Source organism: Pseudomonas sp. SK3(2021) (assembly GCF_016772375.1).
GTDB lineage: Bacteria > Pseudomonadota > Gammaproteobacteria > Pseudomonadales > Pseudomonadaceae > Aquipseudomonas > Aquipseudomonas chlororaphis_I.
Map to the genome: position 1 here is coordinate 5319393 of NZ_CP061943.1, position 17587 is coordinate 5336979.

At 62.9% G+C, this 17587-nt stretch carries 16 protein-coding genes; 15 read left to right on the forward strand and 1 reads right to left on the reverse strand.

Features of this window, described 5'->3' with window-relative positions:
• The first annotated feature begins 339 nt into the window (after window positions 1–339).
• From IF690_RS23410 to IF690_RS23480, 15 genes are all read left to right on the forward strand, one after another.
• Window positions 340–1191: an MIP/aquaporin family protein gene (locus IF690_RS23410; RefSeq protein WP_009050561.1), complete on the forward strand. Its 852-nt coding sequence runs from the start codon at window positions 340–342 to the stop codon at window positions 1189–1191.
• 78 nt (window positions 1192–1269) lie between these two features.
• On the forward strand, window positions 1270–2775 hold the full coding sequence (gene glpK, locus IF690_RS23415; RefSeq protein WP_009045375.1) for a glycerol kinase GlpK: 1506 nt from the start codon (window positions 1270–1272) through the stop codon (window positions 2773–2775).
• A gap of 237 nt (window positions 2776–3012) precedes the next feature.
• Entirely contained in the window at window positions 3013–3768 is a 756-nt protein-coding gene (locus IF690_RS23420) for a DeoR/GlpR family transcriptional regulator (RefSeq protein WP_007922413.1), read from the forward strand.
• Window positions 3769–4065: 297 nt separating this feature from the next.
• Window positions 4066–5604 (forward strand): glycerol-3-phosphate dehydrogenase, encoded by a 1539-nt coding sequence (gene glpD, locus IF690_RS23425; protein ID WP_202697564.1) that lies wholly within the window; start codon window positions 4066–4068, stop codon window positions 5602–5604.
• Between the two features lie 121 nt (window positions 5605–5725).
• Window positions 5726–6751: an IS110 family RNA-guided transposase gene (locus tag IF690_RS23430; RefSeq protein ID WP_202696683.1), complete on the forward strand. Its 1026-nt coding sequence runs from the start codon at window positions 5726–5728 to the stop codon at window positions 6749–6751.
• A gap of 561 nt (window positions 6752–7312) precedes the next feature.
• Window positions 7313–8227 (forward strand): glutamate/aspartate ABC transporter substrate-binding protein, encoded by a 915-nt coding sequence (locus tag IF690_RS23435; RefSeq protein ID WP_202697565.1) that lies wholly within the window; start codon window positions 7313–7315, stop codon window positions 8225–8227.
• Between the two features lie 188 nt (window positions 8228–8415).
• Window positions 8416–9162, forward strand: coding sequence for an amino acid ABC transporter permease (locus tag IF690_RS23440; protein WP_009050566.1), 747 nt, complete (start codon window positions 8416–8418; stop codon window positions 9160–9162).
• Window positions 9162–9833: an amino acid ABC transporter permease gene (locus IF690_RS23445; RefSeq protein WP_202697566.1), complete on the forward strand. Its 672-nt coding sequence runs from the start codon at window positions 9162–9164 to the stop codon at window positions 9831–9833. The genes IF690_RS23440 and IF690_RS23445 overlap by 1 nt, the downstream gene beginning before the upstream one ends.
• Window positions 9830–10564, forward strand: coding sequence for an amino acid ABC transporter ATP-binding protein (locus tag IF690_RS23450; RefSeq protein WP_202697567.1), 735 nt, complete (start codon window positions 9830–9832; stop codon window positions 10562–10564). The genes IF690_RS23445 and IF690_RS23450 overlap by 4 nt, the downstream gene beginning before the upstream one ends.
• A gap of 177 nt (window positions 10565–10741) precedes the next feature.
• Complete coding sequence (gene aauS, locus IF690_RS23455; RefSeq protein WP_202697568.1) at window positions 10742–12643, forward strand: two-component sensor histidine kinase AauS; 1902 nt, start codon at window positions 10742–10744, stop codon at window positions 12641–12643.
• Window positions 12640–13965, forward strand: a complete 1326-nt coding sequence (aauR, locus tag IF690_RS23460) for a two-component response regulator AauR (protein WP_202697569.1) — start codon at window positions 12640–12642, stop codon at window positions 13963–13965. The genes aauS and aauR overlap by 4 nt, the downstream gene beginning before the upstream one ends.
• A gap of 30 nt (window positions 13966–13995) precedes the next feature.
• The gene (locus IF690_RS23465; RefSeq protein WP_162096444.1) at window positions 13996–14325 is read left to right on the forward strand and encodes a GlpM family protein; all 330 of its coding nucleotides are present in this window, start codon (window positions 13996–13998) and stop codon (window positions 14323–14325) included.
• A gap of 400 nt (window positions 14326–14725) precedes the next feature.
• Entirely contained in the window at window positions 14726–15646 is a 921-nt protein-coding gene (locus tag IF690_RS23470; protein ID WP_202697570.1) for an arginase family protein, read from the forward strand.
• Window positions 15643–16017: a DMT family transporter gene (locus tag IF690_RS23475; protein WP_096375306.1), complete on the forward strand. Its 375-nt coding sequence runs from the start codon at window positions 15643–15645 to the stop codon at window positions 16015–16017. Before IF690_RS23470 ends, IF690_RS23475 begins: the two co-directional genes overlap by 4 nt.
• Before the next feature lie 31 nt (window positions 16018–16048).
• A complete protein-coding gene (locus IF690_RS23480; protein ID WP_007927148.1) occupies window positions 16049–16447 on the forward strand; it encodes a DMT family transporter in 399 nt (132 codons plus the stop codon).
• Window positions 16448–16575: 128 nt separating this feature from the next.
• On the opposite strand, the gene IF690_RS23485 is transcribed toward IF690_RS23480, so the two are convergent.
• Window positions 16576–17442 carry a fatty acid desaturase family protein gene (locus tag IF690_RS23485; protein WP_202697571.1) on the reverse strand — a complete coding sequence of 289 codons (867 nt, stop codon included), beginning with the start codon at window positions 17440–17442 and terminating at the stop codon, window positions 16576–16578.
• Between the last annotated feature and the right edge of the window lie 145 nt (window positions 17443–17587).

A 17587-nucleotide genomic window follows, 5' to 3' on the forward strand; every position in this document is an offset into this window, starting at 1 on the left:
TTCTAGGATATCCGTCAGCAAAAGGCTCTATTCCAAGGCCCATACCTCAGCCCAGGCAGCCGCGGACACCAGGCTGGCCGTGACTTTTGCGCAAAACCGGCGCGCCTCTCGCAAGATCATTCACACAACTGATAGTTATAAAATGACCAATGGTTCACTTTCGACCTTTGACAGTAATGTTTCTTGTCTATATTTTTTCGTTTACGAATATCATGTTGCAGATCCAACAGCCGTAACTAGCAGTAGGCCGCGCCCAGGATGGGGATCCTGCCGACGGTGAAAATCGCGCCCGGCCCCCTTCACGCCAGCGCCAGACAACAACAAAAACCGAGGTTTTCCATGACAACTGCGTTACAACAACCGTCGCTCTCCGGCCAGTGCATGGCCGAATTCCTGGGTACAGCCCTGTTGATCTTCTTCGGCACCGGTTGCGTCGCCGCGCTCAAGGTCGCGGGTGCCAGCTTCGGCCTGTGGGAAATCAGCATCATCTGGGGGATCGGCGTGAGCATGGCGATCTACCTCACCGCCGGCGTTTCCGGCGCGCACCTCAACCCCGCGGTCAGCATCGCGCTGTGCATCTTTGCCGACTTCGAAAAGCGCAAACTGCCGTTCTACATCTTCTCCCAGATCGCCGGTGCCTTCTGCGCGGCGCTGCTGGTCTACACGCTGTACAGCAACCTGTTCTTCGATTACGAACAAGCCCACCAGATGGTCCGCGGCTCCCAGGCCAGCCTCGAGCTGGCATCGGTATTCTCCACCTACCCCAACCCGGCGCTGTCCACCGCCCAGGCGTTCCTGGTCGAAGTGGTGATTACCGCGATCCTGATGGGCGTGATCATGTCCCTGACCGACGACAACAACGGCTTGCCGCGTGGCCCGATGGCACCGCTGCTGATCGGCCTGCTGATTGCCGTGATCGGCAGCGCCATGGGTCCGCTGACCGGTTTCGCGATGAACCCGGCGCGGGATTTTGGCCCTAAACTGATGACATTCTTCATGGGTTGGGGCGAGGTTTCCTTCACCGGCGGCCGCGATATTCCGTACTTCCTGGTGCCGATCTTCGCGCCGATTATCGGTGCCTGCCTCGGTGCCGTGGCCTACCGCGGGTTGATTGCCCGTCACCTGCCAACCGTCGCCCCTGCTCCAACGGATGCCGAAAAAGCCATTGACGGCAAAGTAAGAACTTCTTGAAACCGGTGGCGCAAGGTCCTGCCCAACCCCGACCTGCGCCTCTTGCCCACTTCCTTATTTTTGTCCAAGGCAATCGACATGACCGACATTCAGAATAAGAACTACATCATTGCCCTCGATCAGGGTACGACCAGCTCCCGCGCGATCATTTTCGATCGCGACGCCAACGTCGTGTGCACCGCCCAGCGCGAGTTCGTCCAGCATTACCCGCAAGCCGGCTGGGTCGAACACGACCCGATGGAAATCTTCGCCACCCAGAGTGCAGTGATGGTCGAAGCCCTGGCGCAAGCCGGCCTGCACCATGACCAGGTCGCCGCCATCGGCATCACCAACCAGCGCGAAACCACCGTGGTCTGGGACAAGACCACTGGCCGGCCGATCTACAACGCCATCGTCTGGCAGTGCCGTCGCAGCACCGAGATCTGCCAGCAGCTCAAGCGCGACGGCCTGGAAGAGTACATCCGCGATACCACCGGCCTGGTCACCGACCCGTATTTCTCCGGCACCAAGCTGAAGTGGATCCTCGACAACGTCGAAGGCAGCCGCGAACGCGCGCGCAACGGCGAACTGCTGTTCGGCACCGTCGACAGCTGGCTGATCTGGAAATTCACCGGCGGCAAGACCCACGTCACCGACTACACCAACGCCTCGCGCACCATGCTCTTCAACATCCATACCCTGGAGTGGGATGCGAAGATGCTGGAAGTGCTGGATATCCCGCGGGAAATGCTGCCGCAAGTGAAGTCGTCCTCGGAAATCTACGGCCGCACCAAAAGCGGCATCGCCATCGGCGGGATCGCCGGCGACCAGCAGGCCGCGCTGTTCGGCCAGATGTGCGTCGAGCCGGGCCAGGCGAAGAACACCTATGGCACCGGCTGCTTCCTGCTGATGAACACCGGCGACAAGGCGGTCAAGTCCAAGCACGGCATGCTCACCACCATCGCCTGCGGCCCCCGCGGCGAAGTGGCTTACGCCCTGGAAGGCGCGGTGTTCAATGGCGGCTCCACCGTGCAGTGGCTGCGCGACGAGCTGAAGATCATCAACGACGCCCACGACACCGAATACTTCGCCAGCAAGGTCAAGGACAGCAACGGCGTATACCTGGTCCCGGCCTTCACCGGCCTGGGCGCTCCGTACTGGGACCCCTACGCCCGTGGCGCACTGTTCGGCCTGACCCGTGGCGTGCGTGTGGACCACATCATCCGTGCCGCGCTGGAGTCGATCGCCTACCAGACCCGCGACGTCCTCGACGCCATGCAACAGGACTCGGGCGAACGCCTCAAGGCCCTGCGCGTGGACGGCGGCGCGGTGGCCAACAACTTCCTCATGCAGTTCCAGGCCGACATCCTCGGCACCCAGGTCGAGCGCCCGCAAATGCGCGAAACCACGGCCCTGGGCGCGGCCTACCTGGCCGGCCTGGCCTGCGGTTTCTGGGGCAGCCTGGAAGAGCTGCGCGGCAAGGCGGTGATCGAGCGCGAGTTCGAACCACAGCTGGCCGAAACCGAGAAAGAAAAGCTCTATGCCGGCTGGAAAAAAGCGGTCAGCCGCACCCGTGACTGGGAACCGCACGAAGGCGCTGAATAAGCCAAGTCGCGGATTCGTATCGAGTGGCCGATCGGGTGAAAACGTAGCGAGCGAAGGAAAGCCAAGGCAAAAACAGACGAGGACGCGGAGTTTACGTGTTTGTAAATGAGCAGTCCGAGTCTGTTTTTAACGCAGGATTTCCGAGCGCAGTAGTTTTCACCCGATCGGGTAACTGGTCGGGAGCACATTCCTGCGGCATCATGGGCAAATTTTGCACGGCAGCCCAAAGGAAGCCCCATGAATCTGCCTCCCCGTCAGCAGCAAATCCTCGAGCTGGTCCGCGAACGCGGTTATGTCAGCATCGAGGAAATGGCCCAGCTGTTCGTCGTTACACCACAAACCATCCGTCGTGATATCAACCAGTTGGCGGAAGTGAACCTGTTGCGCCGCTACCATGGCGGCGCAGCCTACGACTCCAGCGTCGAAAACACCGCCTACGCCATGCGCGCCGACCAGATGCGCGATGAAAAACAACGCATCGGCGAAGCCATCGCCGCGCAGATTCCCGATCACGCCTCGCTGTTCATCAATATCGGTACCACCACCGAATCCATCGCTCGGGCGCTGCTCAATCACAGCCACCTGAAGATCATCACCAACAACCTGCACGTGGCTTCCATGCTCAGTGCCAAGGACGATTTCGACGTGCTGCTGACCGGTGGCAATGTGCGTCGCGATGGCGGCGTGGTCGGCCAGGCCAGCGTCGACTTCATCAACCAGTTCAAGGTCGATTTCGCCCTGGTCGGCATCAGCGGGATCGACGAAGACGGCAGCCTGCTGGACTTCGACTACCAGGAAGTGCGGGTGTCCCAGGCGATCATCGCCAATGCCCGCCAGGTGATCCTGGCCGCCGACTCGAGCAAGTTCGGGCGCAATGCCATGATCCGCCTCGGCCCCATCAGCCTGATCGATTGCCTGGTCACCGACCAGCAGCCGGTTCCGGCGCTGACCCAGTTGTTGCAGCAGCACAAGATTCGCCTGGAAGTCGTCTGACCCCTCTCCCTGTGTAGCCGCTGCCGCAGGCTGCGATAAGGCCGAAGGCCTTCAGCGGACTGGAGATCCTGCGCCCCCTTCGGGCGCGATCGCAGTCTGCGGCAACGGCTACAGCTCTCCCGCCCGCAGGCCGCGGACGCCTTGCGTCCGACAATGTTCGTAAATTTTCCTTTACTCGCCTTTCGATGAGTTTTTTCAATCGAAGCCCACTGGCTGTCGACGTGTTTCTGCGCTAGTATTTTCGTAAATGAACATTAATGTTCGATTTCAAATACCAAAAGAACACGAGGCCAGCCGATGCCCACTTCCACCTTGCCCGCGCCCCCTCTCGCCGAGATTTACGACATTGCCGTGATCGGCGGTGGGATCAATGGCGTCGGCATCGCCGCCGATGCCGCCGGGCGCGGCCTGTCCGTGTTCCTTTGCGAAAAAGACGACCTGGCCAGCCATACCTCCTCGGCCAGCAGCAAGCTGATCCACGGGGGCCTGCGCTACCTCGAACATTACGAATTCCGCCTGGTGCGCGAAGCCCTGGCCGAACGCGAAGTGCTGCTGGCCAAGGCCCCGCATATCGTCAAGCCGATGCGTTTCGTCCTGCCGCACCGCCCGCACCTGCGTCCGGCCTGGATGATCCGTGCCGGCCTGTTCCTTTATGACCACCTGGGCAAGCGGGAAAAACTCGCCGGTTCCAAGAGCCTGAAGTTCGGTCCCGACAGCCCGTTGAAAGCCGAGATCACCAAAGGCTTCGAATACTCCGACTGCTGGGTCGACGATGCCCGCCTGGTGGTATTGAACGCCATGGCCGCCCGCGAAAAAGGCGCCCACGTGCACACCCAGACCCGCTGCATCAGCGCCCGCCGCGGCAAGGGTATGTGGCACCTGCACCTGGAACGCGCCGACGGCAGCCTGTTCTCGATTCAAGCCAAGGCCCTGGTGAATGCCGCCGGCCCATGGGTCGCCAAGTTCATCAAGGACGACCTGAAGCTGGATTCGCCTTACGGTATCCGCCTGATCCAGGGCAGCCACCTGATCGTGCCGAAGCTGTACGAAGGCGAACATGCGCACATCCTGCAGAACGAAGACCAGCGCATCGTCTTCACCATTCCGTACCTGAACCACTTCACCCTGATCGGCACCACCGACCGCGAGTACACCGGCGATCCGGCGAAAGTGGCGATTACCGAAGGCGAAACCGACTACATCCTGAAAGTGGTCAATGCCCACTTCAAGAAACAGCTGAGCCGCCAGGACATCGTGCACACCTACTCCGGCGTGCGCCCGCTGTGCAACGACGAGTCCGACAACCCGTCGGCCGTGACCCGCGACTACACCCTGGCGCTGTCCGGCAATGCCGACGAAGCGCCACTGCTGTCGGTGTTCGGCGGCAAGCTGACCACCTACCGCAAGCTGGCCGAATCGGCCATGGCCCAGCTGGCGCCGTTCTTCAAGAACATCAAGCCGAGCTGGACCGCCCACTCTACCCTGCCCGGCGGCGAAGACATGAGCACGCCGCAGGCGTTGGCCGAGGCGATTCGCCAGAAGTTCGATTGGGTGCCCAGCGAAATCGCCCGCCGCTGGGCCACCAGCTACGGCAGCCGTACCTGGCGCCTGCTGGAAGGCGTGCACAGCCTGAACGACCTGGGCGAGCACCTGGGTGGCGGCCTGTACACCCGTGAAGTCGATTACCTGTGCCGCGAAGAATGGGCGGTCAATGCCCAGGACATCCTCTGGCGCCGCAGCAAGCTGGGCCTGTTCACGACCCCGGCAGAGCAGGAAAAACTGCAGCACTACCTGCAGAAGGTCGAGCAGAACCGGGCGAAGATCGAAGCCGCCTGATCGCCCCTCCTAATAAAGAAGCCCCCGCGCCGTACGGCCCGGGGGCTTAATGAGATGGTCACCCCCACACCCTGCGAGGGCTACGCTTTCGCAGGGTGTTTTGTTTTCGGAGGCCATCCTCATGAGCGAGTCAGCGCTGATCGGAATCGATCTCGGCAAGCACAGTTTCCACCTGCACGGCCAGGACACTGCGGGCCGAGAGGTGTTTCACAAGAAGCTCTCGCGTCCACAGATGATGCAGTTCTTCGGCAATCTGCCGGCTTGCACCGTGGTGATGGAGGCATGTGCCGGCGCGCATTTTGTCGCTCGTCAGCTGATCGCCATGGGGCATCAGGCCAAACTGATTTCTCCGCAGTTCGTCCGGCCCTTCGTCAAGGGCAACAAAAACGACTTCGTCGACGCCGAGGCCATTTGCGAAGCGGCCTCGCGCCCATCGATGCGCTTTGTTACGCCTAAAACCGAGGCGCAGCAGACCCTTTCCGTTCTGCACCGCCTGCGCGAATCGCTGGTGCACGACCGCACCAAAGCCGCCAATCAGATGCACGGTTTCCTGCTGGAGTTTGGTATCAGCCTGCCCAAAGGTCTGGCGATCATGAAACGTTTGGCGAGTATCTTGGCCGAGCATGAGTTGCCGGTTCGGCTCACCGGGCAGTTGCAACGCCTGCACGATCACTTCGCTTACCTGGATGAGCAGGTCAAGGAACTGGATAAAGAGCTGGCAGGCCAGCTGGCCGCCGATGATCTGGGCAGTCGCCTGCTGAGCCTGCCGTGTGTCGGGCCGATCACCGCCAGCCTGCTGGCGGTGGAAATGGGCGACGGCCAGCAGTACAAGTGCAGTCGCGACTTCGCAGCATCTGTGGGTCTGGTGCCCAGACAGTACAGCACCGGTGGCAAGGCGAATTTGCTCGGCATCAGCAAGCGCGGTGACAAGCACCTGCGGCAATTACTGGTGCAGTGTGCGCGGGTCTACCTGCAAAGGCTGGACTACCAGCGCGGCCGTTTGGCCGACTGGGTACGCTCAATGCTGACGCGACGCCACTCGAACGTGGTGGCCTGTGCTTTGGCTAACAAGCTGGCGCGGATCGCGTGGGCGCTAGCGGCCCACCATACGCAGTATGAAGCAGGGCCAGGCGCGCTGAGCGCCTGACCCTGCGGTTGTTGCAGCACCACGAAGCACCCTTCAGGTTTTGCGATAGCTGAACAACGGATGACGTGAACGGCCCACCGGCCTGACGAAGAACCTGGCACAAAAATCGGCTTCAGAAGCCGCGGCATTTTTCAGGATCGTCAGGCGCGACTCTCATCGTGGCGCGGGGCATGCCCCCAAACAGACGCCGGATAGATTTAAGCAAGCCAACCACTTCACCCATTAATCAGTATTGCAAAAACGGGGGTGACCATAGATTTTTTTGGCCGCGTTTTTTGCGGGAGCGAGCCCGGCCCTGCTGGGCATTCGGTTTTCCGAACGCGACTTTCGGGTCGATTCGGATAACCGGATGAAGACCGCCGACAATATTCGCCATAAATATTTAATAGCCTTTCAAATCAAGGCCTTGATACGGGTCAGCTGGCCTGGCACGACTCATGCTCTACACTCTCCGACGAATGCCTGATGCGCCAACACACATCAGGAGCCGTCAAGGCATTCGCTGTATAAGAGAGCCGTCGAACTGGCTTCATAAAAAAAACAAATGTCGAGGAAATATTGATGCGCATCGTTCCCCATCTGTTGGGCGCAGCCATTGCTGCTGCTCTGATTAGCACTCCAGTGGTCGCCGCCGAACTCACCGGCACGCTGAAGAAAATCAAAGACTCCGGCACCATCACCCTCGGACATCGCGACGCTTCCATTCCGTTCTCCTACATCGCGGATGCATCCGGCGTTCCAGTCGGCTACTCCCACGACATCCAGCTGAAAATCGTCGAAGCCCTGAAAAAAGACCTCGACATGCCGGATCTCAAGGTCAAATACAACCTGGTTACCTCGCAGACCCGTATCCCGCTGGTGCAGAACGGCACCGTGGACGTCGAGTGCGGTTCCACCACCAACAACGTCGAGCGCCAGCAGCAGGTCGACTTCTCCGTCGGCATCTTCGAGATCGGCACCCGCCTGCTGTCCAAGAAGGATTCGCCTTACAAGGACTTCCCGGACCTCAAAGGCAAGAACGTCGTGACCACCGCCGGTACCACGTCCGAGCGCATCCTCAAGGCGATGAACGCCGACAAGCAGATGGGGATGAACGTGATCTCGGCCAAGGACCACGGCGAGTCCTTCAACATGCTCGAAGGCGGTCGCGCCGTGGCCTTCATGATGGACGACGCGCTGCTGGCCGGTGAAATGGCCAAGGCCCGCAAACCGACCGAGTGGGCCGTGACCGGCACCGCGCAATCCTACGAAATCTACGGCTGCATGGTCCGCAAGGGCGACGCACCGTTCAAGAAAGCCGTGGACGACGCCATCATCGCCACCTTCAAGTCGGGCGAGATCAACAAGATCTACGACAAATGGTTCCAGTCGCCGATTCCACCCAAAGGCCTGAACCTGATGTTCCCGATGAGCGACGAACTCAAGGCCCTGATCGCCAACCCGACCGACAAAGCGGCTGACGACAAAAAGTCCTGATTCCTGACTAACCTTGTCTCCTGAAAGGGCGCGGCCCTTTCAGGAGCCTGTCACTACCTGCTGGCTTTTTTGGAAACACTCGAACCGGTGGTTGTCGAGCCGATCGCGTGTGCCTGGGCGTCATCCAGGCGGGAACGGATTTCCCCAAGCGGGTGCTTGTACATCGATCGATCAGAGGGGAGACCCTAATGAATTACAACTGGGACTGGGGCGTGTTCTTCAAGTCCACCGGCGTGGGCAGCGAGACCTATCTCGACTGGTTCATCGCGGGCCTGGGCTGGACCATCGCCATCGCCGTGGTGGCCTGGATCGTCGCGCTGCTGCTGGGCTCGATCCTGGGCGTCATGCGGACCGTGCCGAATCGCCTGGTGTCGGGCATCGCCACCGTCTACGTGGAGATCTTCCGTAACGTACCGCTGCTGGTTCAGCTGTTCATCTGGTACTTCCTGGTACCGGACCTGCTGCCGCAAAACCTGCAGGACTGGTACAAGCAGGATCTCAACCCGACCACCTCGGCCTACCTGAGCGTCGTCGTGTGCCTGGGCCTGTTCACCGCCGCCCGTGTCTGCGAACAGGTGCGCACCGGCATCCAGGCGCTGCCACGCGGCCAGGAATCCGCGGCCCGCGCCATGGGTTTTTCGCTGCCGCAGATCTACTGGAACGTGCTGCTGCCCCAGGCTTATCGGATCATCATTCCGCCGCTGACCTCGGAATTCCTCAACGTCTTCAAGAACTCCTCCGTGGCCTCGCTGATCGGCCTGATGGAGTTGCTGGCGCAGACCAAGCAGACCGCCGAGTTCTCGGCCAACCTGTTTGAAGCCTTCACCCTGGCCACGCTGATCTACTTCACCCTGAACATGAGCCTGATGCTGCTGATGCGCATGGTCGAGAAGAAAGTCGCAGTGCCCGGCCTGATCTCCGTGGGGGGCAAATAATGGAATTCGATTTCACTGGCGTCATCCCGGCCATTCCCGGCCTGTGGAACGGCATGCTGATGACCCTCAAGCTGATGGCCCTGGGCGTCGTCGGCGGGATCATCCTCGGCACCATCCTGGCGTTGATGCGCCTGTCCCACAGCAAGCTGCTGTCGAACATCGCCGGCGTCTACGTCAACTACTTCCGCTCCATCCCGCTGCTGCTGGTGATCACCTGGTTCTACCTGGCGGTGCCCTTCGTGCTGCGCTGGATCACCGGCGAAGACACCCCAATCGGTGCGTTCGGCTCGTGCATCGTGGCCTTCATGATGTTCGAGGCGGCGTACTTCTGCGAAATCGTCCGCGCCGGCGTACAGTCGATTCCCAAGGGCCAGATGGGCGCCGCCCAGGCCCTGGGCATGACCTATGGCCAGATGATGCGCCTGATCATCCTGCCCCAGGCGTTCCGCAAGATGACCCCGCTGCTGCTGCAGCAGAGCATCATCCTGTTCCAGGACACCTCGCTGGTGTACACCGTGGGCCTGGTGGACTTCCTCAATGCTTCGCGCTCCAGCGGCGACATCATCGGCCGCTCCAATGAGTTCCTGATCGTTGCCGGTCTGGTGTATTTCACAATCAGCTTTGCCGCCTCGCTGCTGGTCAAGCGTCTGCAAAAAAGGTTTGCCGTATGATCTCTATCAAGAACATCAACAAGTGGTATGGGGACTTCCAGGTGCTGACCGATTGCAGCACCGAGGTCAAGAAAGGCGAAGTGATCGTGGTGTGCGGACCGTCCGGCTCCGGCAAATCCACCCTGATCAAATGCGTCAACGCCCTGGAGCCGTTCCAGAAAGGTGACATCGTGGTCGACGGCACCTCCATCGCCGACCCGAAGACCAACCTGCCGAAGCTGCGTTCCCGCGTGGGCATGGTGTTCCAGCACTTCGAGCTGTTCCCGCACCTGACCATCACCGAAAACCTGACCATCGCACAGATCAAGGTGCTGGGCCGCAGCAAGATCGATGCCACCAAGAAAGGCCTGCAGTTGCTCGACCGGGTCGGCCTGGCCGCCCACGCCCACAAGCACCCGGGCCAGTTGTCCGGCGGCCAGCAGCAACGTGTGGCGATCGCCCGCGCGCTGGCGATGGACCCGATCGTCATGCTGTTCGACGAGCCGACTTCCGCGCTCGACCCGGAAATGGTCAACGAAGTGCTGGACGTGATGGTGCAACTGGCTCACGAAGGCATGACCATGATGTGCGTGACCCACGAAATGGGCTTCGCCCGCAAGGTCGCGGACCGGGTGATCTTCATGGACGCCGGCAAAATCATCGAAGACTGCCCGAAAGAGGAATTCTTCGGCGACATCAACGCCCGCTCCGAGCGTGCGCAGCATTTCCTCGAGAAAATCCTGCAGCACTAAAAACCATGCAATCCCTGTAGCCGCTGCCGCAGGCTGCGATAAGGCCGAAGGCCTTCAGCGATCTCAAGATCGGGCGCCCACCTTGTGGGCGATCGCAGCCTTCGGCAGCGGCTACAGCTCGCAATACCACGGGGACGTCACCATGGACGGACAACTGGTACACCCGGGACCACTGTGATGAAATGCGACCCCACCCTCTATCGCGCCGCGCCGCCATCACTCGCCGTGAAACCCCGTCTGATCCGCCACCTGTTCCTGCCGCCACTGGTCATCCTGCTGATGATCGGCCTGGGCTACGTCGGCTTCTGGGTCAGCGAGCACTACGGTATCCGCAGCCTCGGCGAGAACGGCGAACGCCAGCTGGAATTGCACGCCCGCGCGGTCGAAAGCGAGATCAGCAAATACACCTACCTGCCCAGCCTGCTGGAACTCGAGTCCAGCGTTTCGCTGCTGCTCAACGAGCCGACGCCGGAACACCGGCAGGCCGTCAACCATTACCTCGAAGGCCTGAACCGGCGCAGCCGCAGTCGGGCCATTTACGTGATGGACACCACCGGTCGCGTGCTGGCCACCAGCAACTGGCGCGACGTCGACAGCTACCTGGGTGAAGACCTGTCGTTCCGGGCCTATTTCCAGAACGCCGTGCGCGGCCAGCCCGGGCGCTTCTACGGCATCGGCAGCACCAACGGCGAACCCGGCTACTACCTGGCCCACGGCCTGGAAGAACAGGGCAAGATCATCGGCGTGGCGGTGGTCAAGGTGCGCCTGGAAGCCCTCGAAGAACGCTGGCAACGCGCCCGCCTGGAAGGTTTCGTCAGCGACGAGAACGGCATCATCATCCTCTCCAGCGACCCGGCCCGGCGCCTGCGCTCGGTACGCCCGCTGAGCGACGACACCAAGGAGCGCCTGGCGCGCAGCCTGCAATATTACTGGTTCACCCTCAACGAACTGGAGCCGCTGGCCCGCGAGCGCCTGGCCGAAGGCGTGGAGAAACTGACCTTCCCGGCCAACACCGAACTGGTGTCCGACGACAAGGAAATCAGCTACCTGTCCCAGACCCGGCCCCTGAGCGATACGCCCTGGAACTTCACCCTGCTGACCCCGCTCAAGGACCTGCGCCGCGAAGCCATCAACCAGGGCATCCTGGTGGCTGTGGCCTTCGCCTTGGTGGCCTTCCTGCTGATTGCCTGGAACGAACGGCGCAAGGTCATCGCCACCCGCCTCGCCGCCCGCGAAGCCCTGCAGGAAGCCAACAACCAGCTGGAGCGGCGGATCGCCGAACGCACCAGCGACCTGCGCGCCAGCAACGAGCGGCTCAAGGGCCAGATCCGCGAGCGCCGCCAGGCCGAGGAAACCCTGCGCCGCGCCCAGGACGAACTGGTCCAGGCCGGCAAGCTCGCCGCCATCGGCCAGATGTCCACCAGCATCGCCCATGAACTGAACCAGCCGCTGGCCGCCCTGCGCACCCTCTCCGGCAACACCGTGCGTTTCCTCGAGCGCGGCGCCCTGGACACCGCCAGCACCAACCTCAAGACCATCAACGAACTGATCGACCGCATGGGCCGCATCACCGCCAGCCTGCGTTCCTTCGCCCGCCGCGGCGAAGACCAGGGCGAGGCCAGCCTCGGCAAGGCCGTGGACGCCGCCCTGCAACTGCTCAACGCCCGCCTGGAAAACCTGCCGCTGCAACTGCACCGCGACTTCAGCGAGGTCCAGCTGCAGATCGACCAGACCCGCCTGGAGCAGATCCTGGTCAACCTGATCGGCAACGCCCTGGACGCCATGCAAGCCCAGCCGCGGCCGGAGCTGTGGCTGGAAGGCGAAAGCGTCGAGGGCAAATACCGCCTGCGGGTCCGCGACAACGGCCACGGCATCGACGCCGAGGCGCGCAAGCATCTGTTCGAACCCTTCTTCACCACCAAACCCGGCGAACAGGGCCTGGGCCTCGGCCTGACCCTGTCCGCCAGCCTGGCCGCCGCCACGGGTGGCAACCTGGGCGTCGAGCACCCGGCCGACGGCGGCACCGCCTTCGTCCTCAGCCTGCCCCTGGTCAGCCCTACACAAGCCGAGCCGCTATGAACAACGACCTTACCGTCCTGATCGTCGAAGACGACCCCCATGTCCTGCTCGGCTGCCAGCAGGCCCTGGCCCTGGAAGACATTCCCTGCGTCGGCGTGGGCAGCGCCGAAGAAGCCCTGGAGCGGGTCGGCGACGACTTCGCCGGGATCGTCATCAGCGATATCCGCCTGCCGGGCATCGACGGCCTGGAGCTGTTGACCCGCCTCAAGGCCCGCGACCGCAGCCTGCCGGTGGTGCTGATCACCGGCCACGGCGATATCTCCATGGCCGTGGGCGCCATGCAGAAAGGCGCCTATGACTTCATGGAAAAGCCCTTCTCCCCCGAGCGCCTGGTGGAGGTCGCCCGGCGCGCCCTGGAGCAGCGCGGGCTGGCCCGGGAAGTGTCGTCGCTGCGTCGCCAGCTGGCCGAGCGCGACTCCCTCGAAGGACGGATCATCGGCCGTTCGCCGGCCATGCAACACCTGCGCGAGCTGATCGCCAACGTCGCCGACACTTCGGCCAACGTGCTGATCGAAGGCGAGACCGGCACCGGCAAGGAACTGGTTGCCCGTTGCCTGCATGATTTCAGCCGCCGCCACACCCACCAGTTCGTCGCCCTCAACTGCGGCGGCCTGCCGGAAAACCTGTTCGAAAGCGAGATCTTCGGCCACGAGGCCAACGCCTTCACCGGCGCCGGCAAGCGGCGCATCGGCAAGATCGAGCACGCCCACGAAGGCACGCTGTTCCTCGATGAAGTGGAAAGCATGCCGATGAACCTGCAGATCAAACTGCTGCGGGTGCTGCAGGAGCGCACCCTGGAGCGCCTGGGCTCGAACCAGAGCGTGGCGGTGGATTGCCGGGTGATCGCGGCGACCAAGTCCGACCTCGACGAACTGGGGCGCGCCAACCAGTTCCGCAGCGACCTGTATTACCGCCTGAACGTGGTGACCCTGGAGCTGCCGCCGCTGCGCGAACGGCGCGAGGACATCCTGCAATTGTTCGAGCACTTCCTGCAGCAGTCGTCCCTGCGTTTCGACCGCGCCGTGCCGGAGCTGGACAACCAGACCCTGTCGAACCTGATGAGCCACGACTGGCCGGGCAACGTGCGCGAATTGCGCAACGTCGCCGAACGTTTTGCCCTGGGCCTGCCGGCGTTCAAGAAGTCCAGCGGCAACGCCGCCCAGGGCCTGGGCTTCGCCGAGGCGGTCGAGGCCTTCGAGCGCAACCTGCTCAACGACGCCCTGCAGCGCAGCGGCGGCAACCTGACCCAGGCCAGCCAGGAACTGGGCATGGCCAAGACCACGCTGTTCGACAAGGTCAAGAAATACGGCCTGGGCCACTAACCGACGTCTGCGAGAAGTACCGTGGATTTATTGCTCAAAGCCTGCCTGGGCGCCGCCGTGGTGGTGATCCTCGCCGCCCTGGCCAAGACCAGGAACTACTACATCGCCGGCCTGGTGCCGCTGTTCCCGACCTTCGCCCTGATCGCCCACTACATCGTCGGCAAGGGCCGTTCCATCGACGACCTGAAGACCACCATCGTGTTCGGCATGTGGTCGATCATTCCCTACTTCGTGTACCTGGCGACCCTCTACGTGATGGTCGACCGCCTGCGCCTGGAAGCCTCCCTGGCGGTGGCCGCGGTGGCCTGGCTGATGGCCGCCACCGTGCTGGTCAGCGTCTGGGTCCGCGTGCACGCCTGACTCCCCTCGCCCCTGTAGCCGCTGCCGCAGGCTCGGGCCGCGTGCGGACGATAAGGCCGAAGGCCTTCAGCGATCTCAAGACCTCTGCGCCCCCTGCGGGGTCGATCGCAGCCTCGCGGGCTCGGCAGCGGCTACAGCCTCTGAACGATCGTCGATCCCTGTAGCCGCTGCCGCAGGCTCGGGCCGCGTGCGGACGATAAGGCCGAAGGACTTCAGCGATCTCAAGACCTCTGCGCCCCCTGCGGGGTCGATCGCAACCTCGCGGGCTCGGCAGCGGCTACAGGTGCCGTTCAGCACCCTGGCCCGTCCCTTGCATTTACCCGGTAAAGCCCGCTTTGCCTGCGTTTGCGACCTGTGACGCCGGCTTTTTCGAGGGGCGCTGCCATGGGTAAATCCTGCTTTGAACATTCTCGATCTCGACCACAGCCTGACCGCCCAGGAGCCTGTCCAGCGCCGGCTGCGCAGCGGCCAGGCGCGACGCCTGGACCTGCTGGACCTGGGCCCGAAACTGCGGCTCTGGTCCACCGAACGCACCTACCGCCACTTCACCGAGCGCCTGCGGCAAAGGCCCGCCCACAGCGGCCCGCAGCCGGAAATCTTCTTTGTCGGCTCCGGCGACTACCACCACCTGACCCCGGCCTTCCTCGCCGACCTGCAACAGCCGGTCAGCCTGATCCACTTCGACAACCACCCCGACTGGGTGCGCTTCGCGCCGCGCCGGCACTGCGGTTCCTGGATCAACCGGGCCCTGCAGCTGCCGCACATCCAGCGCATCGTCACCCTCGGGCCGTGCAGCGACGACCTGCACAACCCGCAGCTGCGCGGCGGCAACCTCAAGGCCCTGCGACATGGCAGGTTGCAGCTGTTCCCCTGGCAGCACGCGCCCTCCAAGGTCTGGGGCCGGGTCGGCGACGGCGCCGGGCACCAGCAGCAGGAAAACCACCTGCACTGGCGCAACCTGGCCGGGCTCGACTGGCCAGCCTTTCTCGAGCAGATGATCGACAGCCTGCCGACCCAGGCGATCTGGATCACCATCGACAAGGACGTGCTGGCCAGCGCCGACGCCGCCACCAACTGGGACCAGGGCGGCATGCGCCTGAGCCACCTGCTGCAAGCCCTGCGCAGCCTGGCGGCGCGCAAGCGCATCCTCGGTATCGACGTCTGTGGCGAGTTCGCCGCGCCGGCCTTCAGCAACGCCTTCAAGCGCTGGGAAGCGCGCTCCGACCAGCCGCCGGCCGAACGCTGGAGCGCGGCCGACCTGCTGCGCAATGCGACCACCAACGAAGCCCTGATGGCGCTGTTCGAGGAGCTGTTCCCGTGACCCTGACCGTTGTCTTGCTGGTGGCCTTTTCCATCGTCCTCGACGTGATCGGCCAGCTCTGTTTCAAGCTCGGCCTGGACCGCCTGCCGGAGCTGGAAGGCGGTTTTCGCCTGAACGCCTTCTGGGGCCAGGTGTTCAACGCACCGCTCTTGTGGTGCGGCATCGGCGCCTATGCGGTCGAGTTTTTCGTCTGGCTCGAAGCCCTGTCCCGCGCGCCGCTGAGCCTGCTGTTTCCGGCGGCGGCCCTGGCCTATTGCGGCGTGGTCCTGGCCGGCAAGCTGATCCTCGGCGAGAACGTCAGCCGCCGGCGCTGGCTGGGCACCCTGGTCATCACCCTCGGTGTGATGCTGGTGTGCGTCGCCAGCACCTGAGCCCCATTCAACGCTTCACAAGGAACACTGTATGACTGCACAGACTCACGGCTGGCTCCACGGGCGCCTCGGCACCCTGGTGCTCTGGGCCCTGCTGATCGGCTTCGAAAGCGCCGGCCAGATCGCCACCAAGGTCGGTGGCGACCAACTGGGCCAGATGGATTTCAACCTGCAATGGCTGGCCGCGGTGGCCGTCAACCCGGGGGTGCTGCTAGCGATCGCCTGCTACATCGGCGCGTTCTTCGTGTGGATGCTGATCCTGCGGCGCAGCAGCCTGTCCCTGGCCTTCCCCCTGAGCTCGCTGGTGTTCGTGGTGGTGTTGCTCGGCTCCTGGCTGGGCCTGGGCGAGCAGATCAGCCTGCTGCACTGGGTAGGCGTGCTGGTGATAGTCGGCGGGATCGCCCTGCTGGCCGAGGGCGAGGAAGCCTGAAGGGCTTTTGTAGCCGCTGCCGAAGGCTGCGATAAGGCCGAAGGCCTTCAGCGATCTCAAGATCCTGCGCCCGCTTCGCGGTCGATCGCAGCCTCGCAGGCTCGGCAGCGGCTACAGGTACTCGGGTGTCAGCGCTTCGGGTGTTTCAGCAGAAAGCCCAGGCCATGGGCCACGGGGATCACCTTCACCCCCGCCGCCCGCTGCTGCTCGCGAATCGCGCGGTGGAAGGCCTTGACCCGAGTCCAGTGCATCTTCGGCCGGTAGTGGTGTTCGGCGTGGTAGCCGTTGTTCATCCAGATCAGGTTGTAGAGCCGGCTGTAGGAACTCACGCCCCAGGCGATCGGCAAGTCCGGGTTACCGCCCAGGTGCTCGTAGTAGCCGTTGAGCGAGGACAGCGACTGCCCCAGGTACCAGAACGGCAGCAGCACCAGCAGCGCATGCCAGTCGTATAGCGCCAGCGCCACATAGCCCAGCAGCGTCATGACTATTTCCACCTTGACCCAACGCGCGTCCGCCGGGCGCTTGCGCTGCATTTCCTGGTAGATGGCCTTGGGGTCGTCGCGGAAAAAACTCAGGAAGGTGTAGGCCCAGACATTGTCCGGCTGGCCGTTGCGGCCATGCAGGTAGATCGACAGCGGGTCGACCGTGGTGCCGTCCGGCCCGGGCCGATCCGAGTTGCCACGGTGGTGGCGGTTATGGATATCGCGGTACAGGGTCTGGGAAAAACCGATGGTCACCGACAGCAGCAGGTCGAAGGTGCGGTTCAGCCAGGGCAGGCTGAAATAGGCGTTGTGGATCTGGTTGTGGGAGATGCTGTTGATGCTCCACGACAGGCTGACCGCATACAGCAGCGCCGATGGCAGGATCACCCACCAGGACAGGCTGTGAAAGGCCAGCACCAGCCACAGCACGAAGGAAAAATGCGCCAGGGCCATCAGGATCGGAACCAGGTCCCACAGTGAATGGGCGAGCAGGCGATAAGCGGGACGAGCCATGAAGAACTTCCTGAAAAGTGGGTTCATGGCGGGGGCTGCAAAGACCGGACCAGCCTCGCTTTCTGTAGCCGCTGCCGCAGGCTGCGATAAGGCCCGAAGGGCCTTCAGAGGCCCTCGAGAGCAACGCCTGCTGCGCAGTCGATCG